Source organism: Amycolatopsis sp. NPDC104819 (genome assembly GCF_055583145.1).
Map to the genome: position 1 here is coordinate 95,317 of NZ_JBVJON010000015.1, position 23,545 is coordinate 118,861.

The window sequence follows — 23,545 nt, forward strand, 5'->3', positions numbered from 1 at the left end:
CGGCTCACGCTTCCGCGACCCACTCGGCCGCCGACCGCTCCAGCAGGTCGAGCACGGCGCGAATGTCCGGCCGCCGGGCCGTGCCGCTCCGGGTCACCGCGAACACCTTGCGGGTCAACGGTTCCGCGAGCCGGTGGAGACTGACCTCCAGCGGTCCGGCGGGCAGCGCCATCGCCGGCACCAGCGCCACGCCCGCCCCGGCCGCGGCCAGCGCGATCAGCACCGCGAAGTCCGGCGACTCCGCGGCCACCGACGGCACAAAACCCGCCGCCCCGCACGCCCGCTGGATCATCTCGTGGCACGAGAGATCGGCCGTGGGCACGAGCCACGGCCGATCGGCGAAGTCGGCCAACCGCACGGGCTCGCCGGAGCCCGGCGGATCGGAAGCCGCCAGCAGGACGGGCTCCGAGAGCAGCACCCGGTCCTCGCACCGCGGCGGGACGTCGCGCGGCAGCAGCGAATACCCGTGCACCACCGCGATGTCCGCGTCCTGGGTGCGCAGCGACCGGAAGGCGGTCTCCGGTTCCTGCACGGCCAGGCGCAGGGACACCGCCGGCGGCAGCTCGGCCCACACCCGCGGCAGCAGCTGCCGGGACGCCGAGGCGAACGCCGCGACCCGGACCGTGCCTGTGCCGCCGTTCTCGGCGACCGCCGCCAGCGCCGACTCGGCCGCCGCCAGGTCGTCGAGAATGACCTCCGCGTGGGACACCAGCAACCGCCCGGCCGGGGTGAACGCCAGCGTGCGGCCTTGTTTCTCCAGCAGCGGTGTTCCGGCCTCGCGCTCGAGCGCGGCCAGGTGCTGGGAGACGGCGGGGCCGGTCAGGTGCAGCGCCGCGGCCGTGGCGGCCACGGTCCGGTGCTGGGCGAGTCCGTGCAGGATGCGCAGGCGGCGAAGCTCCAACATGAAGTCCGACTTCCTGGTTCAAGAAGAAACCATAACTGGTACTTCAGTATCGCACGGCCGACGATGGAGAGCGTGAAACTCGCAGCTCTCGCCGTCACCGTCGTCCTGTGGGCCTCGGCGTTCCCCGCGATCAAGGTCGGCCTCGACGGGTACGGCGTCGCGGGCCTGTCGTTCGCCCGGCTCGCGGTCGCCTCGGCCGTCCTGCTGCTCGCCGCGCCGATCCTCAAGGTGCGCGTGCCGCAAAAGGCCGACTTGCCGATGGTCGCCGTGTGCGGGCTGGCCGGGATGAGCGCCTACCAGGTCCTGCTCAACTGGGGCGAGGTCCACGTCCCGGCGGGCACCGCGAGCCTGCTCGTCTCGGTGGCGCCGGTGTTCAGCGTCCTGCTCGCCGCGGCGTTCCTGGGCGAGCGGCTGACCGCGCGCAAGGTCCTCGGCAGCGCCGTCGCGCTCGGCGGCAGCGCGCTCATCGCGGTGGGCGGCGGCCTGGGCTACTCGGGCGCGGCGTGGGTCGTGCTGGCCGCCGCGGCCGTCCAGGGCGTCTACCACTTCTGCAGCAAGCCGCTGCTCAAGCGCTACACCGGACTCGAAGTCGCGTGTTACGCCATGTGGGCCGGAACGCTCTTCCTCGCGCCCCTCGCCCCGCAGGCGCTGGACGCGGTCGGGACGGCCCCGGCCGCGGCGACGCTGTCGGTCGTGTTCCTCGGTGTGCTCCCCTCGGCCGCCGGCTTCGTCGCCTGGGGCTACGCGGTCGCGCGGCACTCGATCGCCGTCGCGACCGGCGCGCTCTACCTGGTCCCGGCGGTCGCCCTCGCCGTCGCGTTCGGCTGGCTCGGCGAGGTCCCGACCTGGGTGGACGCCGCCGGCGGTGCGCTCAGCATCGCCGGCGTCGTCCTCATCTCCCTCAGCCGCGGACCCGGTCGAACGGCAGCCGCAGCACCTGTCCCGCGGGAACCGGCGCGTTCCGGAGGCGGATCGCGTCGAGCTCCGGCGCCGTGAGCGCCCGGCGGTAGAAGCGGACCTCGTCGAACGAGCCGTTCCACCGGAACGTGTTGTCGAGCCGCTGGCCCAGCTGCAGCTGGAACGACACGGTCTGGCTGACCGACCCGGCGACCGCCGCGCCGGCCGCGGCCTGGACACCGTCCACCCACAGCAGCAGCCTGCCGCCGGTGCGCTCCAGCGCGACGTGGTGCCAGGCCTGGTCGTCGTAGGCCTGCGCCGTCGTGATCGACGCGGTCCCGGCCGCCGCGGTCATCGTCGTGCTCAGCCGGTGGTTCGCGGGTTCGCCGCGCAGCCACAGCTGCGGCGCCGTGGTGCCCATCCCGCCGAGCCAGAAGAGCACCTGGTTGCCTTTGCTCGCCCCGTACCGGAACCAGCCGGTCCACGTGAGGTCACCGTCGCCGGGTGGCTGCGCCGGGTCGTACGGCACGCGGACGTAGTCGTCGACGCCGTCCAAGGTCAGCGCACCGCCGAACCGGCCGGGCGTCACCGGCGCGCCGCCCAGCACCCGGGCGTCGGCGTGGCCCGAAACGTCCGGTGTGGACGGTCCCGCGGAGCGGTGCCGGCCCAGGTAGTCCTCGGTGAACCGCGCGAAACGGATCTCGTCACGGGCGTCGGCCGCGCCGCCTTCGTACAGGAGCCCGATCTCCGGACCGCCGATCTGCACCAGGTCGGAGTAGCCGGACCAGTCCGTCGTGACCTGCGTGCCCTGCTCGGCGTTGTCCCACGTCCGGCCGCCGTCGTAGGACGAGCGGATCATCATCCACCGCCGCCGGTCGGTGTCCGACGGCGACGAGAGCAGGAGGCGATCGCCGACCCGCACGATCGCCCCCTGCACCATCGGCGTCACCAGGTCGGGGATGGTGGTGAAGGACCTGGAGAACGTCTCGCCGCCGTCGCGGCTGACGGCGTAGTCGCGGTTGCCGATGTCGGTGCCGCCCTGCTCACGGCCCCCGGCGTAGATCGAGCCGTCGGCCAGCTCGACGACGGTGACCTCGGACGGCTTCTGCGTGTACGTCCCACCCACCGGGTGCGGGTAGCTGTTGACGGCGCCCACGTGCCAGCTGCGTCCGCCGTCGTCGCTGTAGACGAGCCCGGCGTGGTTCTCGATGGAGTTCGTGCCGTCGCTGGTTTCCGCGTTGACGCCGAACACGAGCCGTCCCGCGTGGCGGCCACGTGTCAGCTGGATCCCGTGCACCGGGCCCGAGGCGTACCACGAGTCCCAGTTCCGCAGTTTCGCCTGAGCGCTGATGTCGACCGGGGCCGACCAGGTCCGGCCGTCGTCGTCGCTGTACTGCGAGTGCGGGGTCCGCGGGCACGGGACGTCGCAGGCCTTGTCATCGGTGCGGCCCTTGTTGTACGTCGTGACCAGCACGATCCGGCCGGTCCGGCGGTCCACTATGGGCACCGGGTTGCCGTGGGTGTCCCCGCCGCCGCGGTTGACCACCTGCAGCGGTGACCACGTCTTCCCGCCGTCGGTGGAGCGTTTCAGCACGAGGTCGATGTCGCCGGTGTCACCGCAGTTGTCGATGCGGCCTTCGGCGAAGGCCAAGAGCGTGCCGTGCGTGGACCTCACGATCGCCGGGATCCGGAAACAGCTGTACCCGGGATCCTGCGACGCCTTGAACAGGACCTGCTGGTCGAACTGCGGCGCGGCCTGCGCCGGGCTCACGGCGAGCAGCGTGCCCGCGACCAGGGCCACCAAGGCGGCCCATCTCCCCAGTGTTCTCATTCTCATCCCTTCAGGACGGCGACACCTCGCGGGGCGAGCCGGACCTGGTCCACCGGCCGCGACGGGTCGGTCAGCAGGTCCGGCGCGGTGCGGCGCAGGTCGACGGTGACCGGCTCGGTGCCGTGGTTGAGCAGGATCAGGTAAGCGCTTTCCCCGCCGCGCCGGACGACGGCTTGGACCCCGGGCGGAGCCGCCAGAACCGGCGTCACCCCGGCTTCGGCGGTGACGCGGCTCAGCACGGCCAGGTCACCACTTGCGAACGACGCGACGACGTCAGCGCCTTCGAGCTCGATCCATTCGGACCAGATCGCCCCGGAATTCGTGGTCCCGTCGCCGAAATCGAGTGAGACCGTCCCGTCAAGCGGCCAGAACTCGTCGACGCGCAGGCCGAGGACGTCCCGCAGCGGCGCGGGGTGACCCCCGGGGTACGCGCGATCGCAGCCGTCGACGATGCCGCTGAAGTACGACACCACGAGGTGCCCGCCGCCGGCGACGTACGCGCGCAGGTTGTCCGCGGAAGCCTGTTCCAGGAGGTAAAGATTCGGGACGACCACCAGCTTGTAGCCCGACAAGTCGCGCGAGGGAGCGACGACGTCGCAGGTGATGTTGGCGTCGAACAACGGCGCGTAGTGCGCGAGATGCGTCTCGAGCTGGTCCAGCCGGGCCGGGTGCGAGTCCAGCTCCAGGCCCCACCAGCTCGGCCAGTCGTGCAGCAGGGCGACGTCGGCGCGCACGCGCGTCCCGGCCAGTTCGGGCACGCGGGCCAGCTCCTGGCCGAGCGCGGCGGTTTCGCGGAACGTGCGGGTGTCGCGGCCGCCGTGCGCTGCCGAGCCGCATCGCGCCGGGCGGCTTGGGGCTGTTGCGGGGCCGCCAGTTCACCGCACTGGGGGCCTGTTCGAGCAGCAGCCACGGTTGGTCCTTTGTGGACCGGACGAGGTCGTAGGCGAACGCGGCTTCGACGTGCGCGCGCGGGTCGTACGGATCCGGATAGGAGTCGAGGCTGACGACGTCCTCGTGCGGCGTCCAGGTGTGCCAGTCGAGCGCCTTCTGCACCAGGCCGACGAAGTTGGTCGTGACCGGGATGCCCGGCGTGATCCGGCGCAGGACGCGCTTTTCGGTCAGGTAGCAGCCGAGCGCGGCGTCGGAGGAGAACCGGTGGAAGTCCAGCTGCTGCGCGGGGTTCGGGAACGTCGGCGCGACGCGCGGCGGCAGGATCTCGGCCCAGTCGTCGTACCGCTGCGACCAGAACGTCGTGGTCCACGCCGCGTTCAGCGCCTCGACCGTGCCGTACCGCTCCTCCAGCCACCGGCGGAAGTCCGACGCGGACTCGTCGCAGTAGCAGGCCCGGACGTGGCAGCCGAACTCGTTGCCGATGTGCCACATCGCCAACGCCGGATGCCCGGCGTACCGCGTCGCCAGCTGTTCGACCAGGCGCTCGGCGTGTGCCCGGTAGACCGGGCTGGACGGGCAGAACTGCTGCCGGGCGCCGGGTGAGAGCCGGACGCCGTCGGCGCGCACCGGCAGGATTTCCGGGTGCGCGTGGGACAACCAGGCCGGCGGTGACGCCGTCATCGTCGCCAGGCACTTCTGGACACCCGCGCCAGCGAGGCCGTCCAGGACGTCGTCGAACCAGCCGAAGTCGTACTCCCCCGGCCGCGGCTCGACGGCGGCCCACGAGTAGATCCCCGCGGTGACCATCGTGACGCCGGCTTCGGCCATCAGAGCAGGCCCGCCTCGGCGAGCTTCTCCTTGATGCGCAACAGCTCCTCGTCGTCGAGGGGCAGCTGTGGCGGCGCCATGACAGCGTTGTCGACGAAGCCGCGCATCTTCATCGCGGCCTTGAACGCGCCGAGCCCGGCCGAGCCGCGGCCCATCCGGCTCGGCGGCGCCACCGAGGTGATCGAGAACAGCTTCAGCAGGCGTTCCTGCTCGCGGCGGGCCGCGGCGAGGTTGCCGGACCTGAAGTGGTCGTGGATGAGCACGTACCCGACGGGGTCGACGTTGGCCAGGCCGGGGACGGCGCCGTCCGCGCCCATCGCGAGCGCCGCGTCGACGACCAGCTCGGAGCCGGTGAAGACGGCGAAGGAGTCGAGACCGCGTTCACGCTTGCCGAGCAGCACCGAGCGAAACGCCGCTTCATCGCCGCTCGAGTCCTTCAACCCGGCGATCACGCCGTCGGCGGCGAGGTCGAGCACCATCGCGCCGTCGAGCTTCGTGTGCACCGCGACCGGGATGTCGTAGGCGACGATCGGCAGCGCCGTACGCTCGGCGAGCAGGCGGAAGTGCCGGTCGACCTCGGCGACGTGGGTCCGCGTGTAGTAGGGCGCGGTGACGACGACGGCGTCGGCCCCGGCGGCTTCGGCGGCCCGGATGTGCTCGGCGACCCGCAATGTCGTCATGTCGATACAGCCGGCGAGCACCGGGACGCGCCCGGCGACCTGGTCGACCGTCGTCTCGACGACCACGCGGCGCTGGGCGTCCGGGAGGAAGGCGACCTCGCTGGACGAGCCGAGGACGAACACGCCGTGCACCCCGGCGTCGAGCTGGACCTCGACGTGGCGGCGCAGCGAGTCGGTGTCCACGCTGAAGTCGTCGTTGAACGGCGTGCACAGCGGCGGGACGATTCCGGCGAACTTCGGCATCAGGTGGTCACTCCGGTCGGGATCTCGGGATGGATGCATCGGTAGGTGTGCCTGCCCTCGGCCACGGCGAGCGGCGGCAGCTCGGCCGCGCACTCGTCGGTGGCCTTCGGGCAGCGGGTGCGGAACGGGCAGCCGCTCGGCGGGTGCGTCGCCGACGGCACCGGCCCGGTGAGCACGACCGGCTCGACGGGGTGCAGCAGGCTGGGCGTCGCCGAGAAGAGCGCGCGGGTGTACGGGTGCCGGGCCGTGGCCCCGACCGGCGCCTCCTCGACGATCCGGCCCAGGTACATCGTCACGATCCGGTCGCTCATCTTCGACACCGTCTGGATGTCGTGGGAGACGAACACCATCGCCAGCTCCAGCTGTTCGCGCAGGTCGAGCAGCAGGTTGAGAATCTGGGCGCGGACCGAGACGTCGAGGGCGGACGTCGGTTCGTCGGCGACGAGCAGCGCCGGCCGCAGGGCCAGCGCGCGGGCGATCGCGACCCGCTGGCGCTGCCCGCCGGAGAGCTGTCCCGGCACCGCGTCGGCGACGCTGGCGGGCAGTCCGACCAGTGACATCAGCTCGCGGACGCGGTCGTCGCGCTCGGCCGGGGTGCCGACGCGGTGCACGTCGAGCGGGTCGCGGATGATCCTGGCGACGGCGAGCCGCCGGTTCAGCGCGGTCGAAGGATCCTGGAAGACCATGCCGACCTCGCGCCCGGAGACGTGCGGCTCTCCGCGGAAGCGCACGGTGCCCGAGGTCGGCCGCTGGAGGCCGACGATCACCTTGGCCAGCGTCGACTTGCCGCAGCCGGACTCGCCGACGACCCCGATCGTCTCGCCCGCGTTCACCACGAGATGGGCGTCGGTGAGCGCGTACACGTTGTCGTGGCCGAACAGGTTCGCGCCGCGGATCCGGTGGACAACGTGGACGCCGTCCAGTTCGAGCAGGTTCACGCCGTCGCCTCCTTCTCGCGGGCGAGGTCGACCGCCGGGAAGTGGCAGGCGACCAGGTGGTCGACGGGCTCGCCGAAGCGGACCGGGGTCTCTTCGCGGCACTGGGCGCGGGCCGCCGGGCAGCGGTCGGCGAACCGGCAGCCGGCCGGGAACTCGGCGGGGGCCGGGACGACCCCCTTGATCTGGGTGAGCCGGGCCTCGTTCTCCTCCAGCGACAGCACCGCGCTGAGCAACCCGCGGGTGTAGTGGTGCCGCGGTGAGCCGACGACCTCGGCGGTCGTGCCCAGCTCGGCGACCTGCCCGCCGTACATGACGACGACGCGGTCGGCGATCTCGGACACCAGCGCGAGGTCGTGCGAGACGAGGATGAGCGCGAACCCGAGCTCCTCCTGCAGCCGTAGCAGCAGCGCCATGATCTGGGCCTGCACCGTGACGTCGAGCGCGGTGGTCGGCTCGTCGGCGACGATCAGCTTCGGGTCGCGCGAGAGCGCCATCGCGATCAGCACCCGCTGGCGCTGGCCGCCGGACAGCTCGTGCGGGTACGCGCGCAGCGTGCGGCCCGGGTCGAGGTTGACCAGCTCGAGCAGCTCGGCCGGGGTGCGCGTGCCGCCGCGGCGGGTGAACTGCTTGAGCTGGGCCCGGATGGTCATCGCCGAATTGAGGGAGCTGAGCGCGTCCTGGTAGATCATCGCGATGTCGTGGCCGAGGTGGCGGCGGCGTTCGCCGGGGCGCAGGGCGAGCAGGTCGCGCTGCGCGAACCGGATCTGGCCCGTCACCTCCGCACCGGCGGGCTGCAGGCCGAGGATCGACAACGCCGTGAGCGTCTTGCCGCAGCCGGACTCCCCGATCAGGCCGAGGACCTCGCCGGCGCGGACGCTGAACGACACGCCGTCGACGACGTCCACACCCTCGTGCCGCCCGGGGAACGCGATCCGCAGCCGGTCGACCTCCAGGACCGTGTCGCGGTGGTCGAGGGACCGGGCGGTGCGGGCCAGCCGCTCCCCCGCTTCCCGCAGCCCGGCGATCGGCAGGACGGGCGCGGTGTCGGCGTCGTCGCGGGCTTCGACGGCCTTCGCGACTTCGGCCGCCTTGACCGCCCGCGCCGAGGGTGCGGCCCAGGCGTCGGAGATCCGCTCGGACAGGATGTTGAGCGCCAGCACCGTGACCAGGATGAGCAGGCCGGGGAAGAGCGTCGCCCACCAGCCGCCGGTCAGCACCAGGTCCTTGCCGTCGGCGAGCACCGAGCCCCACGACGGGTCGGGCGGCTGGATGCCGGCGCCGATGAACGACAGCGACGCCTCGAACACGATCGCGTCGGCCACCGTCACCGTGCAGTACACCAGCACCGGCGACGCGCAGTTGATCGCGACGTGCCGGGTCAGCACGAAGAACCGCCTCGCCCCGATGACGCGTTCCGCGGCGACGTAGTCCTCGCCGTACTGGGCCAGCACGTTCGCCCGGATCACCCGGGCGACCGCGGGCATGTTGAGGAACCCGATGGCCAGGATCAGCACGACGATCCCGTGCCCGAACACCGCGACCAGCACCGCGGCCAGCGCGATGCCCGGGAACGCCATGATGACGTCGAGGACCCGCATGATGACGGCGTCCACCCGGCGGTGCGAGGTCGCGGCGAACGCCCCGATCACCGCCCCCGACACGAGCGCGAGCGCCACCGCCCCCAGGCCGATGGCGAGCGACCAGCGCGTGCCGGCGACGAGCCGGGAGAAGATGTCGCGGCCGGAGGTGTCGGTGCCGAACCAGTGCGCGCCGCTCGGGCCGCCGGTGTCGGTGCTCAGCGCGTCCGGGTTGTGCGTCGCGACGAGCGTGCCGAGCACGGCGACGAGGATGAGCACGCCGAGGATCGCGAGAGCGGGCCAGGACCCGCGCAGGCGCCTCACGCGTGGCTCCGCAGGCGCGGGTTGGCGATCAGGTACAGGACGTCCACGACCAGGTTGACCAGCACGAACCCGATCGCGATCGTGATCACGAAACCCTGCACCTTGGCGGTGTCGCCGTCGGTGACGGCCTGGATCATGTTCTGCCCCATCCCCGGCAGCGCGAACATCGTCTCGATGACGACGGCGCCGCCCAGCAGGTAGCCGACCCGCAGGCCGAGCACGGTCAGCGGCGTGACCAGCGCGTTCCTCAGCACGTTGCGCCCGACCACGACGACCGGCGGCAGCCCGCCGCCGCGCGCGGTGCGGACGTAGTCCTTGTCCAGCTCCTCGACCATCGACGTCCGGATCACCCGGGTCAGCTGCGCGGCCACCGGCAGCGCCAGCGAGACCGCGGGCAGCGTCAGCGAGTTCAGCCAGCCGCCGAAGGAGTCGGCCGGGCTGACGTAACCGCTGGTCGGGAACAGGCCCTGGCCGACGGCCAGCCACTGGACCAGCAGCAACGCCACCCAGAACGCCGGCGCGGCGACCCCGGCCAGGGTGACCACGCGGATCACCTTGTCCGGCCAGCGGTTGCGGAACAGCGCCGACGTCACGCCGAGCACCAGCGCCGTCACCAGGGCGATGACCAGCCCGAGCAGGGTGAGCTGGACGGTCAGCGGCAGCGCGGTCGCGATCGTGTCGCCGACCGGCTGCTTCGTGATCACGCTGGTGCCGAAGTCGCCCTGGACCAGGTGCCAGACGAAGTGGACGTACTGCAGCGGCAGCGGGTCCAGCAGCCCGTTCTCCAGCCGGAACTGCTGCAGCTGCTCGGCGGTGGCGTTCGCGCCGTCGAAGGCGGCCAGCGCCGGGTCGGTCGGCGCGAACCGCATCACGATGAACACGAACAGGATCACGCCGAGCAGCAGCGGGATCAGGGCGAGGATGCGGCTGAGCAGCATCCGCACGACGACGGCCACGGGGTTCTCCTCCTAGACCGGCTTGGCCTGGTTCAGGTAGATGCCGGGATAGCCCTGGGCGTGCACCCCGGTGATCGCCTTCGGGTCCCACGCGGTGCCGAGCTGGGTGAACACGACCGGGTAGATGACAGCCTGCTCGGAGATCCGGTCCAGCAGCTGCTTGTTCAGCGACGTCCGCTTGGCCTCATCGGTCTCCGCCGCAGCCTGGTCCTGCAGGGCGAGCAGCGACTGGGCGTCGGCGCCGGTCCACCGGGCGTACTTGGTGGTCAGGATCGACTTGGCGTCGTAGTAGTAGCGGATGAGCAGGTCCGGGTCGTTGCCGAACTGCATCGGGTTGTTGGTCGTCGCGACGACCTGGAAGTCGGTGCCCGCGTCCAGCTTGGAGAACAGCGCCTTGGTGTCCTGGGAGTCCAAAGTGGTCTGGACGCCGATCGCGTCCCAGCCCTCCTTGATCACCTTGACGCAGTCGGCGACCAGCGAGGTGTTCGTCGTGGACAGCGTCACCTTCAGCCCGCTGACGCCGGCCTGCTGGAGCAACTGCCTCGCCTTGTCAGGGTTGTAGGCGAAGTCCTGCGACGCGGGCTGGGACGACGGGAGCTTCGGGTTGATGAACGACGTCCCGGGCGAGCCGGCGCCCTTCAGGCCGATGTCGATCATCTTCTTCTTGTCGATCGCGTAGTGCAGCGCCTGCCGGACGAGGTTGCTGTCGAACGGCTGGTGCTCGGTGTTGAAGAGCAGGAAGAGGTTGTTGCCGCCGTCGGCGAACTCGACCGTCCGGCCCGCCTTGCGGAGCTGCTCGGCGTTGGCGGCCGGGATGTTCTCGGCGATCTGCGCGTCCGGCGTCGCCCCGGAGATGGCCGCGACGCGCGGGGCCGAGTCCACGATGGACTTCCAGAGCATCTTGTCGTACGCGGCCGGGCGCGGGCCGTTGTAGGCGGCGAACTTCTCGAAACTGGTGTGGGACAGCGGGGCCTGCTCGACGACCTTGTAGGGGCCGGAGCCGACGACCTTGCCGCCCTTGGCGTCGTCCCACTTGCCGTCGTAGACGTGCTTCGGGACGATCTTGCAGCACTGGATGCGCTGCAGCGCGTACGGGAAGGGGAACTCGAGGACGAACTCGACCGACCGGTCGCCGGTCTTGCGGACCTGCTTCAGCCACGTGGAGAAGAAGCTGTGGATCAGCACGTTCTCCTGGTCGTCCAGCGCCCGGGCGTAGGTGAAGACGACGTCGTCCGCGGTCACCGGCTGCCCGTCGTGCCACTGGGCGCCGTCGCGGAGGTCGAACTTCAGGCTGGTGCCGCCCGGGTCGGCGGGCAGCGCCTTCGCCAGGCCCGGGAACGGCGCGCGGGTGATCGGGTCACCCTCCACGAGGGACTCGTAGCAGTGCAGGATCGCGGCCATCGAGAACGCGGACGCGGTCTGCAGCGGGTCCCAGGTCTGGTTGTTGCCGTAGCCGATCACGGCCGTCAGCGAGCCGGTCGAGCTGCCGGTCTTGTTGGTGGACGCCGGCCCGCCGCACGCGGCGAGCACGGTCGGGAACGCCAAGGCCGCCCCGGCGAAGGTGGTGTAGCGCAGCAACTGGCGGCGGCTGAGCGACGGGCTCTGGGACATCGGTGTCTCCGGCTGGCCTCGAACGGTAGGACATGGGACGTCCTATGACCGGCGTGAGCCTAGGATGGGTTCGCGTGCCGGTCAACCCTTCTGGACGTATGACGTAGGATGTCCTCTCACGACGCATCCGGGGAGGACAGCAGTGGCCCGTCCGCAGCGCAGCGAAGAGATCACCAAGCGCATCATCGACCTGATCGTCGAGCGGGAGCTCCCGCCGGGCGCGCCCATGCCCACCGAGCTGAGCCTGATGGAGGACATCGGCGTCAGCCGCAACTCGATCCGCGAGGCGATCAAGGCCCTCCAGGCCCTGGGCATCGTCGAGATCCGCCACGGCTACGGCACGTTCGTCGGTTCGGCCGGTTCGGAGTCGCTGCAGACGTGGCTGCTGTTCCGCACCCGCGCGCGCGGCGCGACCGACGTCGGGCGGCTGCGTGACCTCCTGGAGGTCCGGGAGATGCTCGAGACCGAGCTGACCCGCCGCGTGGCCACCGACCACCGGCCCGGGCTCGTCGAAGACCTGCAGGCCTGCGTCACGCGGATGAAGCGCAAGGGCCCCGACGCCGCGGAGGCCGACCGCGAGTTCCACGACCTCATCTGCGCCGAGGCCGGGTTCGACCTCGCCCGCGAGCTCACCGGGCTGTTCTGGGACGTCTACCGGATCGCCGAAAGCGAGCTCGGCGGCCCGGCGTCGTCGGCGACGGCCACCGCGAAACGCCACCAGGCGATCGTCGACGCCCTGGTGCTGCGTGACGCCGATGCGGCCGCCGAAGCCGTGCACCGGCACTTCGACGAGGTACGCAAGCGCGCGAAAGCCGGTCCGTACGGCGGTTTCGGCGTCGCTCGGCCGGTGCCCGCGGCCCATTCCTGACTCTGGGTCGTTGACCCGATCGAGGTAACTTCCGAAAGATCGAGAACCGGGCTCAACGGGTTCGGCGTCCGGCTCGTCGGTAGTGGTGATCAACCACCACACGGAGGTGCCAGTGCGAAGAACACTTTCGGTGCTCGCGGTCCTGCTCGCCGGTGCGGCGGGGCTGGCCGGGCTCGCCCCGCCGGCCGCGGTCGCCGCGACCAGCGCCGTTCTGCCCACCGGGGAGCGGATCGCCGTCCGGACCAGCACGGACGGCCGGTTCCACTATGAAGTCGAGCCGGCCGCCGGGAAGGGCATGGCGCGGGCGCTGGTGCACCTGCGGCTGGGCGAACGCGACTACGAGGTCCCCGGCACCGCGCTCCCCTACCTGGGGCGCGGGCTGGATCTCAGCCTGTTCGACGTCCAGGCGCTGCTGGCCGGCGCTTCGGCGCCGGTCGACCCGTCGACGTTCGGCGCGGCGCTGGCCAAGCAGTTCAAGGAAGACAACGCGAAGGGCCGCTTCGGGGGTCAGGGGCTCTTCGCCGGGGGTAAAAGCTTCGCGCTCTCGGGGGCACCGCAGCGGCGGGCCGTGCAGCCCCGCTCGGTGATGCGCACGGTGTCGGTCGACGCCAAGGACATCGCGGGCAAGCCCGCCGACACCGGCGTCGCCTTCCTCTACAACACCGACGACGGGAACCTGCTCGACCCGAACGAGAGTCTCAACTACTTCTCGGGCGGCACGGCGAAGTTCAGCGCGCCGGACGGGAACTACAGCGCGCTCGGGCTCTTCTGGACCGCCGACGCCGACGGCAACCCGACCGAGGTGCGCTTCAGCACACAGCCGGAGTTCGCGGTGAAGGCGGACAAGACGGTCCGGGTGGACGCTTCCCGTGCTAACAGCAAGCTGACCTGGGTGACCCCGCGACCGGCGCTGCTGGACGACACCGGGTTCTTCTTGCGGAGGGCGGCGAAGACGGGGCCGGCGCTGGCCGTCGACTTCGACGCCGGTCCGGGTGTGCCGATCGCGGTGTCGCCGTCGCCGGTCCCGGTGCGCACCGGGGCGCTGCAGACGTACCCGTACAGCAGGCTCGTGTCCCCGCCGGGGCCGGGCACGCCGTACGAATACGTGTTGCAGAAGGCGAGCGTGGGCACGATTCCGCAGCAGCGGTACGTCATCACGGCGCAGGACGTCGCCGCGGTGAACGCGACGTACTTCAGCGAGTTCGCCACGCTCGGCCGTCGCCAGCGCAGCGGGATGTTCGCCTTCGAGGACAGCAGCGGCCGGGGGTCGCACCTGATCGAGACGCCCCGGAAGCAGACCGAGTACGTCTCCGCCGCGCCGGACCTGCGCTGGTTCGGCGGGTTCTCGAAGTACGTCGTGCCCGCGCCGTTCCCGGCCTGGGCCGGCGGGCAGTACGAGCCGTTCCACGTCTACACCGGCGGCACCACGGTCACCGAGGACTGGAACAGGTTCCCGCTGCACCCGGCGGGTGACGTCGCGCTGCTGCCGCTGTCCGACGGCAGCGCGCCGGTGATCCCGGCCGCGACCCGCGCCGGCGACCTGCTGCGGTTGTCGATCACGCCGTTCAGCGACAACCAGCCCGGGCACACCGGGTTCGGCTTCTCCGGTGAGCCGACGGACACGATGACCGGGCACTACACGCTGACCCAGGACGGCGCGACGATCGCCGAGGGCAGCCCGGTGGGCGCGCCCGAACTTTCGCTGGCGCAGGAGGTCGCGGCCGGGCCGTCGACACTGGGGCTCACGATCGACGCGGGGCGCACCGGCCCGATGTACCGGCAGAGCACAGCGACGCACACCGAGTGGACGTGGCCGTCGCAGCACACCGAGGGCACGCTCCCGCCGGCCCTGTCCTGCGCGCGCGGCCCGGACCGGGCGTGCACGGTCGAACCCCTGCTGACGCTGGGATACGCCGTCGCCGGGCTGCGGCCGGACGGCTCGACGGTCTCCGGGCCGCAGGGCCTCGACCTGACGGTCGGGCACCTGCAGCAGAGCACGGGTTCCCCGGTGACCGCGGCGACGGTGCAGTACTCGACCGACGGCACGACCTGGCGGGACGCGACCGTCACCGCTCGTGGTGGCGGCGTCTTCCACGCGGACTTCACCGCGACCACGGAGGCGTTCCGCGGCGGGGACGTCTCGCTGCGCGTCACAGCTTCCGACGCCGCGGGGGCGACCATCGCCGAGTCGATCACCGCCGCCTACCACATCTATACGTCCTGAGGGGAGTGTCCACTGTGCACAGATCGATCATCGGCGCCCTGAGCGCCGCCGTGGTCGCCGTCGGCGTGTTCGCGCCTGTCGCGTCGGCCGCTCCGGTGCCGCGCGCCGCGTGTCCCGAGCGGCCCGGCGTGCTCCGCTGCCTGACCACGTACACACCGGGTTCGGTGCGCGGCCTGGCCGACGGCCCGGCCGGCTGGGGTGCCGACGACCTGGCGTCGGCGTACCGGCTGCCGTCCGATCCGGGGCCGGGGACCGTCGTCGGCATCTCGATCGCCTACGACGCGCCGAACCTGGAAGCGGACCTGGCCGCGTACCGGGCGCAGTACGGGCTGCCGCCGTGCACAACGGCGAACGGCTGCTTCACGAAGGTCAACCAGCAGGGCGCCGCGGCTCCCCTGCCGCCGGCCGACTTCGGTTGGGCCATCGAGTCCACTTTGGACGTCTCGATGGTGTCGGCGGCGTGCCCGTCGTGCCGCATCGTGGTCGTCGAAGGCAACACGCCCGGGTTCGCCGACCTGGCGGAGACGGAGGACACCGCGGTCCGGCTGGGCGCGAAGGTGGTGTCGAACAGCTACGGCGCGCGGGAAAGCGGTGCGCCGCTGGCGTACGCGAGCCACTACCAGCACCCGGGGGTCACCGTGGTCGCCTCGTCCGGCGACTTCGGGTTCACGTCGGCGAGCTACCCGGCGGTGCTGGCGTCGACGGTCGCGGTCGGCGGGACGACGCTCGCCCGCGACCCGGACTCCGCGCGCGGCTGGGCGGAGTCGGCGTGGGAGTACGGCGGCAGCGGCTGCTCGGCCTACATCCCCAAACCGAAGTGGCAGAAGGACATCCACTGCGGCAAGCGGACGGTCGCGGACGTGGCGGCGGCCGCGGACGGCATCGCGATCTTCAACGCGGACGCGGGCGACTGGCTCCCGGTGAACGGGACAAGCGCGTCGGCGCCGTTCGTCGCCGGGCTGTACGGCCGCTCGGGCCGCGCGGGAGCGGCGGGCCCGGCGGACCTGTACGCGCACGCGTCACAGTTCGTGGACATCACCACGGGCCACAACGACCCGACGGGAGCAGGCAAGAAGTGCGGCGGCGACTACCTGTGCGTGGCCGGCCCGGGTTATGACGCGCCAACGGGCGTCGGAGTGCCGAACGGCCTGATCGGCTTCTGATCGGCTTCTGACCGGAGCCGCTCCGCCGGGGATGCGCCCGGCGGAGCGGCTTTGCCAGAATCGAGGAGTGCCGAAGATCGAGATCCGCCCGGCAGGCGCCGACGAGTTCGAAGCGGTCGCGCGCCTGCGCTGGCGCTGGGTGGCCGAGCAGGACGGCCTGACGGACGCGGGCAAAGAGGAGTTCGTGCGCGAATTCGCGGCGTGGGCCCGGGAGAACACGCCGACTCACCGTTGCCTGGTCCTGATGCGCGACGGCGAGGTGACGGGAATGGCGTTCCTCGCGATCACGGCGAGGGTGCCAACGCCCCGCGAGTTCACCCGCGCCGCGGGAGATGTGCAGTGCGTATACGTGGCACCGGAAGCCCGCGCCAACGGCCTCGGCGGCCGGCTGATCGAGGCGGTGCTGCAGTTGGCGGCGGAACTGGGCCTGGAGCGCGTGACGGTGCATTCCTCGGAGAGAGCGGTGCCGGCGTATGAGCGGCGCGGGTTCGCGGTATCGGCCAAGCTGCTGCAGACAGAGCCCGGCTGAGCAAGCCTTCGGCCAGGCTGCCATGAATGACTCATTCATGACACCAGACGTCATGGATGAGTCATTCACTACGTCCGGTCGAGGCCCTGCTCTCTCGCTGACAGGCGGCACAGCCCAAGGCCCAGCCGAGCAAGCGCTCCCCGCACCGCCAGCCGCCTCAGCCGAGCGGCGCAGGCGCACCGCGCCGCCAATGTGGCACAGCCGGCCGAACGCGCCCACATCGCCGCCGCACTAACCTCGAGCGGCGCAGCCTCGCCGCACCAGCGAAGGCCGCAGCCAGCACTCCGCCCGTCGAGTATGCCCACACCGCCAGCCGCCTCAGCCGAGCGGCGCAGGCGCACCGCGCCAACCGGGTCCCGTAGGTTCACTGTGTCCCCGCACGATCCCCCAGACCACCTCAACCCGGGCGGCACAAGCCCCGCTCATACGCCAGCAACCCGGCCTCCGTCCGATGCGCGCACCCCAGCTTCCGCACCACCTGCGCCACACACCCGCGCACCACCGGCTCCGCCAGCCCCAGCCGCTCGGCGATCTCCGCGTTGGTCAGCGCCGACCCGATTCCGACCAGCACTTCCCTCTCGCGCTCCGTCAGCCGGTCCACCTGCGCCAGCCGCTCATCCCGGGGCCCCGACAACCGAGTTGCCGCAGACACCAGGCGACGCGAGGCATCCGGGGAAAGCACCACGTGCCCGTCCGCCGCCAGACGGACCACCTTGATCACCTCGTTCCGCCGAGCCGACCGCAGCAGAAACCCCGCCGCGCCGTCCCGCAGCGCGCGCAGGATTCCCGTCTCGGAGTCGAACGTCGCCAGCACCACCACCGCCGGGCGGCGGGTGACCGGGCCCAGCGGGCCGAGGCGCGGGTCCAGCAGCACCACGTCGGGCAACCTCCGGCGGAGGGTGACCCTGGCCGCCGTCGCGTCGGTCACCGCGCCGACCACCTCGATGCCGTCCGCTTCCGCGAGGATCGCGCTCAGGCGGTCCCGCACGCCGGCGTCGCGTTCGACCACCAGGACCCGGACCGGCGGCGGTGGGAGCACCGGTCAGTCCTTGGGCCGCAGGCGGATCAACGGCAGGTCGGCGCGCGACGCCCCGACCAGGTCGCGGCCGCCCGGGCCACGCAGGCGCAGCTCGCGGAACCGCACCGAAGACAGCTGCGCGGCCTCGATCGGGTAGACGTCGCCGTAGCGCTTGATCTTGTCGACCAGCTCCTTGCCCAGCAGCTCCACGAGCCCGGCGTGCCGGGTGGCGCCGCCGCCCAGCGGGACGTCCAGCTGCTTGCGCACCTCCGGGAACCGCTGGTCCAGCTCGACGGCCAGCTGGTGGATCGTGACGTACGCGGGCCCGAAGTCCCCCGCGTCCGGGCCCGGCGGGATCTCCTGCAGCACCTTGACGAGCTTGTCGTCCATCCCGAGCTTGTCCCACAGGGTCATGCTGTCCCGTTCTCCTCTGCCGCCGCCGCAGGTCTACCAGAGGACCGGCACGCGGTCCACTCCCCCGGTGACACGGTTCGCCCGCACCTCCAGTTCATCCACCGAAGCGGCCAGCCGCAGGCCAGGGAACCGCCGGAACAGCGACCCGAACACCACCCGCAGCTCGGTGCGCGCCAGGCTCGCGCCGATGCAGAACCAGCCGCCGTAAGCGAAGGCGACGTGCGCGTTCGGCTTCCGGTCCGGGTCGAACGACTCGGGGTCGTCGAACACCGCCGAGTCGCGGTTGGCGGCGGCCAGCGACAGGACGACGGCGTCCCCGCGGGCGACCGTCACCCCGCCGAGCTCGACGTCGTCGTGGGCGTACCGCAGCACCCCGAGCCCGCCGGGCGCGGACATCCGCAGGATCTCTTCGACGACGCCGTGCACCCGGCCGTCGGGGTCGGCGGCGAGCGCGTCGCGCCGGGCGAGGTCGGTCAGCAGGTACAGCACGCCGAGGTCGATGCGGTTGGACGTCGTTTCGTGGCCGGCGAACAGCAGGCCCGCGGCCAGCTTCGCGAGGTCGTCGTCGGTGAACGCCGGGTCCTCGGCCTGGGCCCGCACCATGTCGGAGACGACGTCCTGCCCGGGCTCGCGCCGCTTGGCCGCGGCGAGCCGGCCCATGTAGGCCGCGAACTCCTGGAGCGCGGCCTCGGCGCCGTCGCCGATGTCCATCCGGCCCATCCGGTCCGACAGCACGCGGAACGTGTCCCGATCCTCATACGGGACGCCGAGCAGCTCGCAGATCACCAGCACCGGCAACGGGAACGAGAGGTGCTCGTGCAGGTCGACCGGCTCACCGCCACCCCGGGCACGTTCCATCGAGTCGAAACAGCCGTCGGCGAGCTCCTGGACGTGCCCGGTGAGCCGGCGGATCCGGTTGGCCGAGAACGCGGGCACGAGCATCCGCCGCATCCGCGCGTGCTCGACGTGCTCGGTCTCGTGGTCACCCTGCGGCCGGCTGAGAATCGCCGCGGACGACAACGCCGACGCCTCCTCCGGCGCCGGGTGCGAGCGGCCGAACCGCGGGTCGGTGAAGACGGCGCGCACCTGCTCGAACCCGGTGACCAGCCAGGCCGGGTCGCCCGCCGGAGTGGTCACCGGCACCACCGGGCCCTCCCGGCGCAGCACCCCGAACAGCGGGGCGATCTCCAGGACGTTCGGCCGCGCGAAGGGCAGGCGCGGGGTGTCCGTGGTCGCGGTCATGGGGTCTCCTCCCGGGCGCGCGGCCGGAGGGCGCGAACACGGGCGGCCCGGTCACCGGCCGCTCCCCCGGCCCCCGACGTCCACGGTACCCAGGAACCCGGCCCCCGGGCGGGAAAGCCGGGTTCCCCGCCCGATCGGGCCAAAGCCGCGGCCACAGAGGCGGCCGAAACTGTCGGTGCCCACCGCTAAACTGGATTCCGGGGGCGGCGGCCCGTCCTACAGCAGTTTCCACGCCCGGGTCAGCGTGTCCCGCAGGATCTGCTCCATCTCGTCGAACTGCGCCTGGTCGCAGATCAGCGGCGGCGACAGCTGCACCACCGGCTCGGCCCGGTCGTCGGCGCGGCAGTACAAGCCCGCCTCGAACAAGGCGTCCGAAAGGAACCCGCGCAGCACGCGCTCGGACTCGTCGGCGCTGAAGGTCTCCTTGGTCGCCTTGTCCTTCACCAGCTCGATGCCGTAGAAGAAGCCCGCGCCCCGGACGTCGCCGACGATCGGCAAGTCGGTCAGCTTGTCCAAAGTGGACCGGAACGCCGCCTCCCGCGAAAGCACGTGCCCGTAGATGTCCTCCCGCTCCATGAGAGCCAGGTTGGCCAGCGCCACCGCGCAGGACACCGGGTGCCCGCCGTAGGTCGACCCGTGCATGAACGTCGTCGCACCACGGGTGAACGGTTCCATCAGCCGCTCCGAAGCCAGCACCGCACCCAGCGGCGCGTACCCGGACGTCAGGCCCTTCGCCGTCGTGATGATGTCCGGCTGGTAGCCGTAGCGCTTGGCGGCGAAGTCGTACCCGACGCGGCCGAACGCGCAGATCACCTCGTCCGACACGAGCAGCACGTCGTGCTTGTCGCAGATTTCGCGCACCCGCTCGAAATAACCGGGCGGTGGCACGAAACAGCCACCGGTGTTCTGCACCGGCTCGAGGAACACCGCCGCGACGGTGTCCGCGCCCTCGAACTCGATGGCCTGCTCGATCTGGTCGGCGGCCCAGCGCCCGTAGGCGGCGTAGTCGTCGGCGTGCTCGGGCGCGCGGTAGAAGTTCGTGTTCGGCACGCGCAGGGTGCTCGGCACGAGCGGCTCGAAGTCGGCCTTCGCGCCGGGGATGCCGGTGATCGACAGCGCGCCCTGCGACGTGCCGTGGTAGGCCAGCGCGCGGCTGATCACCTTGTGCTTGGTCGGTTTCCCGACGAGCTTGAAGTACTGCTTCGCGAGCTTCCACGCCGTTTCGACGGACTCGCCGCCGCTCACGGTGAAGAACACGCGGTTGAGGTCGCCGGGTGACGCGTCGGCCAGGCGCGAAGCCAGCTCGATCGCCGTCGGGTGCGCGTGGCCCCACAGCGGGAAGTACGCGAGCTGCTTCGTCTGCCGCGCGGCGGCTTCGGCGAGCTCTTCGCGGCCGTGCCCGACCTGCACCGCGAACAGGCCGGCGAGCCCGTCCAGATAGCGCTTCCCGCGGGCGTCCCAGATGTAGGCGCCTTCGCCTCGCACGATCACCGGGACGTCGGTCTCGTCGTAGGCGGAGTGGCGGGTGAAGTGCATCCAGAGGTTGCTGCGGGCGGACTGGGCGAGCCTCGATGCGTCGACGGAAGCGCGGTCGGCGGTAGTGGTCATGCCTCGGTTATCGCACGCGCCGTCGCCGTCACGCAAGTGATTCAGTCGCCCGGACGAACATCGACAACTAATCCATGGTCATTATCACGCCGTCAGCTTCGGATTTAGTCGTGACGCTCAGCGAGTGCCCCACTGGTAGGTCTGCTTCCGCAGCTTGAGGTAGACCATCGCCTCCGCGTGCCGGACCCCCGGCAGCGCGCGGATCCGCGTCGAGATCAGTTCGAGCAGCGCCTCGTCGTTCGCACAGACCGCCTCGCACAGCAGGTCGTAGCGCCCGGCGCAGAGGATGACGTACGCGATTTCGTCCATTTCGGCCAGTGCGTCGCCGACCGGCTCGAGCGGCCCCTCGACGGTGATCGCGATCATCGCCTGCCGGAACAGCCCGACCTGCAAGGGATCCGAGACGGCGACGATCTGGATGACCCCGGAGTCCGACAGCCGCTGCACCCGCTGCCGCACCGCCGCCTCCGACAGGCCGACCGCCTTGCCGATCGTCGCGTACGCGCGGCGGCCGTCTTCCTGCAGCTGCGCGATGATCTGCCGCGAGATGTCGTCGAGCACCGGCGGGGCGGGCCGGTTGGGCGTGTCCTGGCTGCTCACCCCCCGGATCATCCCCGACACGGGCGATCCCAGGCAAACGCGGCGCATTCGTCACGGAAGGTCACCGGATGCGCAAGCGCATCCCCGGAATGACAACGGATTTAGTCGTCTTCGGGCCGTTGACAACACCGAAACGGTGCTGTTCCATCCGTCGCACCTTGCCCCCGGCCGGAGGGAACGCCCCGTGTCCCGCACTCCCGCCCCGCCCGCCACCACCACCGCCGCGACGCCGAAGACCGCCCGCAAGCTCACCCGCTCCATCGGGGTCGGCGGCGGCACGCTCCTCACGCTCAGCTGCGTGACCCCGGCGTCGTCGCTGTTCGTCCTCGTGCCCCCGCTGTTCGCCGAGCTCGGCACCGGCACCGCCCTCGCCATCACGCTCGCGGTGCTGCTCTGCGTCGGGATCGCCTTCTGCTACTCCGAGCTCGGCACGCTGGTGCCGAGCGCCGGCGGTGAATACGCGATGATGACGACCGTGGCGAACCGGTTCGCCGGCTGGCTGACATTCATGCTGTCGTTCATCGTGATCCTTGTCGTGCCGCCGATCATCGCGATCGGCGTCGCCGACTACGTCGCCGCGGTCGCGGACATCAACCCCTCGGTCGCCGGGGCGCTCGTGATGCTCGCCTCGACCGTGATGGGCCTGCTGAACCTGCGGTCCAACGCGTGGATCACCGGGATCTTCCTCGTCATCGAGATCGTCGCCATCTTCGTCGTGTCCCTGCTGGGCTTCACGCACACCACGCAGAGCCCGGCCGTGCTGCTGAAGCCGAGCCTCGGCACCGGCGGGATCGGGCTGATCGCCGTGGTCGCCGGGCTCGCCGTCGCGTTGTTCGTCGTGCAGGGCTTCAGCACCGCCGTCTACCTCGCGGAGGAGATGCGCGAGCCACGCAAGACCGTGGCCAGGACGGTGTTCTGGACGCTCGGCATCAGCGCACTGGTCATCCTCGTGCCGGTCGTCGCCATCACCCTGGCCGTGCCGGACGCCGCCGCGCTCGCCGGGGTCGACCTCACCGCGCTGGTCACCGCCTGGAGCGGCTCCGCCGTCGGCGTCGCGATCAGCCTCTGCATCGCCGCGGCGATCGTGAACGCCGTCATCGTGATGGTCATCCAGAACTCGCGGGTGCTCTACGCCTCCGCCCGCGACCAGGCCTGGCCGGCGCCGGTGAACCGCGTGATGAGCGTGGTCAGCGAACGGTTCGGCGCGCCGTGGGTCGCCACGCTCGTGGTCGGGCTGTCCGAAGCCGTCCTCTGCTTCGTGCCGGTGGACACGCTCAGCGGTGTCACCGGGGTCGCCGTCGTCGCGCTGTACCTCAGCGTGGCGGCCGCCGCGCTCGGCGCGCGCCGGGCCGCGCACCGCAAGCCCCACGTCTGGCGGATGCCGGCCTGGCCGGTGGTGCCGGCGGTCGCCGTCGCCGCGCTGGCGTACGTCCTGGTCGAGCAGAGCGCGCTCGACCTGGGCATCACGGCCGGGGTGCTCGTGGTGTCGGCGCTGTACTGGTGGGGGTACCTGCGGCGGCGGCCCGAGCGGTGGGTCGTGACCGTCCCGCCGGAGGAGTAGGTCAGTCCTTCGGCCGGCCCCTCAGCTGGCGCACGCCGATGATGATCACCGCGAGCAGGCCGACGACGCCGACCAGGACCCAGATCCAGCTCGGGATGCCGACGGAGTCGACCCCGGCCGGGGCCGGAGAGCTGGGCGCCGCCGGCTGGGTCTGGGCGACCACGGACGTCGGAGCCGCCGAGCTCGAGGCCGCGGCGGTGAGGGTGAAGTGCACGGTGCCGGTGAGGTTGTCGCCGTCCTCCGCGATCACCTGCCAGGTCAGCGTATAGGCCTGGGCGGGCCCGGCCGGCGTCACGGGCACCGTCACGACCTTGCCCGCGACCGCCGGCGTGCCGACCTTCCAGGCGGTGCCGTCGCGCCCGGTCACTTTGACCGGGTCCGGCGGCAGCGTCACCGGCTCGCCGAAGGTCAGCTGGAGCTGCGTCGGCGCGGTCGCGATCGACGCGCCTTCGGCGGGGGAACTGGACTCGAGCTCGGTGTGGGCCGACGCCGGTCCGGCGAGGACGACAAGCCCCAACAGGGCGGCGAGGACGGCACCGAACGTGCGACGCGGGATCATCCGGACATCCTGCCCTATCCGCCCGTGCAGTCTTCGTGTCCACCCGTGCACCCGGGTGGGTCTCCCTTCTCTTCGCGCC

At 71.6% G+C, this 23,545-nt stretch carries 20 protein-coding genes and 1 pseudogene; 6 read left to right on the forward strand and 15 right to left on the reverse strand.

The window, feature by feature from the left end:
* Positions 1 to 4: 4 nt before the first annotated feature.
* Entirely contained in the window at positions 5 to 904 is a 900-nt protein-coding gene (locus tag ACZ63E_RS37530; RefSeq protein WP_465341074.1) for a LysR family transcriptional regulator, read from the reverse strand.
* A 72-nt stretch (positions 905 to 976) separates the two neighbouring features.
* Between ACZ63E_RS37530 and ACZ63E_RS37535 the strand changes: the two genes are divergently transcribed.
* Positions 977 to 1,900, forward strand: coding sequence for a DMT family transporter (locus ACZ63E_RS37535; RefSeq protein WP_465341075.1), 924 nt, complete (start codon positions 977 to 979; stop codon positions 1,898 to 1,900).
* Here ACZ63E_RS37535 and ACZ63E_RS37540 read toward each other — a convergent pair.
* From ACZ63E_RS37540 to ACZ63E_RS37575, 8 genes and pseudogenes are all read right to left on the reverse strand, one after another.
* Positions 1,806 to 3,632, reverse strand: a complete 1,827-nt coding sequence (locus ACZ63E_RS37540; RefSeq protein WP_465341076.1) for an exo-alpha-sialidase — start codon at positions 3,630 to 3,632, stop codon at positions 1,806 to 1,808. The two genes, ACZ63E_RS37535 and ACZ63E_RS37540, sit on opposite strands and share 95 nt — an antisense overlap.
* Before the next feature lie 2 nt (positions 3,633 to 3,634).
* Positions 3,635 to 4,390 (reverse strand): beta-galactosidase, encoded by a 756-nt coding sequence (locus ACZ63E_RS37545; protein WP_465341077.1) that lies wholly within the window; start codon positions 4,388 to 4,390, stop codon positions 3,635 to 3,637.
* 121 nt (positions 4,391 to 4,511) lie between these two features.
* Positions 4,512 to 5,351, reverse strand: a pseudogene (locus ACZ63E_RS37550) (beta-galactosidase); the annotation flags it as partial.
* Positions 5,351 to 6,274 carry a dihydrodipicolinate synthase family protein gene (locus tag ACZ63E_RS37555; protein ID WP_465341078.1) on the reverse strand — a complete coding sequence of 308 codons (924 nt, stop codon included), beginning with the start codon at positions 6,272 to 6,274 and terminating at the stop codon, positions 5,351 to 5,353. The gene ACZ63E_RS37555 and the pseudogene ACZ63E_RS37550, both read right to left, overlap by 1 nt.
* Positions 6,274 to 7,212: an oligopeptide/dipeptide ABC transporter ATP-binding protein gene (locus tag ACZ63E_RS37560; protein ID WP_465341080.1), complete on the reverse strand. Its 939-nt coding sequence runs from the start codon at positions 7,210 to 7,212 to the stop codon at positions 6,274 to 6,276. Before ACZ63E_RS37560 ends, ACZ63E_RS37555 begins: the two co-directional genes overlap by 1 nt.
* Complete coding sequence (locus tag ACZ63E_RS37565) at positions 7,209 to 9,113, reverse strand: dipeptide/oligopeptide/nickel ABC transporter permease/ATP-binding protein (protein WP_465341081.1); 1,905 nt, start codon at positions 9,111 to 9,113, stop codon at positions 7,209 to 7,211. The genes ACZ63E_RS37560 and ACZ63E_RS37565 overlap by 4 nt, the downstream gene beginning before the upstream one ends.
* Positions 9,110 to 10,069 carry an ABC transporter permease gene (locus ACZ63E_RS37570; RefSeq protein WP_465341082.1) on the reverse strand — a complete coding sequence of 320 codons (960 nt, stop codon included), beginning with the start codon at positions 10,067 to 10,069 and terminating at the stop codon, positions 9,110 to 9,112. Before ACZ63E_RS37570 ends, ACZ63E_RS37565 begins: the two co-directional genes overlap by 4 nt.
* 12 nt (positions 10,070 to 10,081) lie before the next feature.
* Complete coding sequence (locus tag ACZ63E_RS37575; protein WP_465341083.1) at positions 10,082 to 11,680, reverse strand: ABC transporter substrate-binding protein; 1,599 nt, start codon at positions 11,678 to 11,680, stop codon at positions 10,082 to 10,084.
* A 142-nt stretch (positions 11,681 to 11,822) separates the two neighbouring features.
* Between ACZ63E_RS37575 and ACZ63E_RS37580 the strand changes: the two genes are divergently transcribed.
* The 4 genes from ACZ63E_RS37580 (at position 11,823) to ACZ63E_RS37595 (ending at position 16,464) form a co-directional block, all read left to right on the forward strand.
* Positions 11,823 to 12,548: a FadR/GntR family transcriptional regulator gene (locus tag ACZ63E_RS37580; protein WP_465341084.1), complete on the forward strand. Its 726-nt coding sequence runs from the start codon at positions 11,823 to 11,825 to the stop codon at positions 12,546 to 12,548.
* Between the two features lie 112 nt (positions 12,549 to 12,660).
* On the forward strand, positions 12,661 to 14,772 hold the full coding sequence (locus ACZ63E_RS37585; protein WP_465341085.1) for a hypothetical protein: 2,112 nt from the start codon (positions 12,661 to 12,663) through the stop codon (positions 14,770 to 14,772).
* A 14-nt stretch (positions 14,773 to 14,786) separates the two neighbouring features.
* Positions 14,787 to 15,935 (forward strand): S53 family peptidase, encoded by a 1,149-nt coding sequence (locus tag ACZ63E_RS37590; RefSeq protein ID WP_465341087.1) that lies wholly within the window; start codon positions 14,787 to 14,789, stop codon positions 15,933 to 15,935.
* A 67-nt stretch (positions 15,936 to 16,002) separates the two neighbouring features.
* Positions 16,003 to 16,464, forward strand: a complete 462-nt coding sequence (locus ACZ63E_RS37595) for a GNAT family N-acetyltransferase (protein WP_465341088.1) — start codon at positions 16,003 to 16,005, stop codon at positions 16,462 to 16,464.
* Positions 16,465 to 16,861: 397 nt separating this feature from the next.
* On the opposite strand, the gene ACZ63E_RS37600 is transcribed toward ACZ63E_RS37595, so the two are convergent.
* From ACZ63E_RS37600 to ACZ63E_RS37620, 5 genes are all read right to left on the reverse strand, one after another.
* Positions 16,862 to 17,503: a LuxR C-terminal-related transcriptional regulator gene (locus tag ACZ63E_RS37600; RefSeq protein ID WP_465341090.1), complete on the reverse strand. Its 642-nt coding sequence runs from the start codon at positions 17,501 to 17,503 to the stop codon at positions 16,862 to 16,864.
* 3 nt (positions 17,504 to 17,506) lie between these two features.
* Positions 17,507 to 17,896 carry a hypothetical protein gene (locus ACZ63E_RS37605; RefSeq protein WP_395922494.1) on the reverse strand — a complete coding sequence of 130 codons (390 nt, stop codon included), beginning with the start codon at positions 17,894 to 17,896 and terminating at the stop codon, positions 17,507 to 17,509.
* A 33-nt stretch (positions 17,897 to 17,929) separates the two neighbouring features.
* Positions 17,930 to 19,138 carry a cytochrome P450 gene (locus tag ACZ63E_RS37610; protein ID WP_465341091.1) on the reverse strand — a complete coding sequence of 403 codons (1,209 nt, stop codon included), beginning with the start codon at positions 19,136 to 19,138 and terminating at the stop codon, positions 17,930 to 17,932.
* A 216-nt stretch (positions 19,139 to 19,354) separates the two neighbouring features.
* Positions 19,355 to 20,746, reverse strand: a complete 1,392-nt coding sequence (locus tag ACZ63E_RS37615; RefSeq protein WP_465341092.1) for an aspartate aminotransferase family protein — start codon at positions 20,744 to 20,746, stop codon at positions 19,355 to 19,357.
* Positions 20,747 to 20,863: 117 nt separating this feature from the next.
* Positions 20,864 to 21,358: an Lrp/AsnC family transcriptional regulator gene (locus ACZ63E_RS37620; protein ID WP_465313920.1), complete on the reverse strand. Its 495-nt coding sequence runs from the start codon at positions 21,356 to 21,358 to the stop codon at positions 20,864 to 20,866.
* Between the two features lie 172 nt (positions 21,359 to 21,530).
* Here ACZ63E_RS37620 and ACZ63E_RS37625 point away from each other — a divergent pair, with 172 nt between their 5' ends.
* Positions 21,531 to 22,907 carry an APC family permease gene (locus ACZ63E_RS37625; RefSeq protein ID WP_465341093.1) on the forward strand — a complete coding sequence of 459 codons (1,377 nt, stop codon included), beginning with the start codon at positions 21,531 to 21,533 and terminating at the stop codon, positions 22,905 to 22,907.
* A 1-nt stretch (position 22,908) separates the two neighbouring features.
* Here ACZ63E_RS37625 and ACZ63E_RS37630 read toward each other — a convergent pair whose 3' ends face one another.
* On the reverse strand, positions 22,909 to 23,466 hold the full coding sequence (locus ACZ63E_RS37630) for a copper resistance CopC family protein (protein WP_465341094.1): 558 nt from the start codon (positions 23,464 to 23,466) through the stop codon (positions 22,909 to 22,911).
* Positions 23,467 to 23,545: the final 79 nt, after the last annotated feature.

Bases quoted from the DNA above. Each gene is read 5' to 3' on its own strand.
- ACZ63E_RS37610 (WP_465341091.1), bottom strand. From the start codon at position 19,138: ATGACCGCGACCACGGACACCCCGCGCCTGCCCTTCGCGCGGCCGAAC.
- ACZ63E_RS37615 (WP_465341092.1), bottom strand. From the start codon at position 20,746: ATGACCACTACCGCCGACCGCGCTTCCGTCGACGCATCGAGGCTCGCC.
- ACZ63E_RS37605 (WP_395922494.1), bottom strand. From the start codon at position 17,896: ATGACCCTGTGGGACAAGCTCGGGATGGACGACAAGCTCGTCAAGGTG.
- ACZ63E_RS37530 (WP_465341074.1), bottom strand. From the start codon at position 904: ATGTTGGAGCTTCGCCGCCTGCGCATCCTGCACGGACTCGCCCAGCAC.
- ACZ63E_RS37555 (WP_465341078.1), bottom strand. From the start codon at position 6,274: ATGCCGAAGTTCGCCGGAATCGTCCCGCCGCTGTGCACGCCGTTCAAC.
- ACZ63E_RS37540 (WP_465341076.1), bottom strand. From the start codon at position 3,632: ATGAGAACACTGGGGAGATGGGCCGCCTTGGTGGCCCTGGTCGCGGGC.
- ACZ63E_RS37630 (WP_465341094.1), bottom strand. From the start codon at position 23,466: ATGATCCCGCGTCGCACGTTCGGTGCCGTCCTCGCCGCCCTGTTGGGG.
- ACZ63E_RS37620 (WP_465313920.1), bottom strand. From the start codon at position 21,358: ATGATCCGGGGGGTGAGCAGCCAGGACACGCCCAACCGGCCCGCCCCG.
- ACZ63E_RS37575 (WP_465341083.1), bottom strand. From the start codon at position 11,680: ATGTCCCAGAGCCCGTCGCTCAGCCGCCGCCAGTTGCTGCGCTACACC.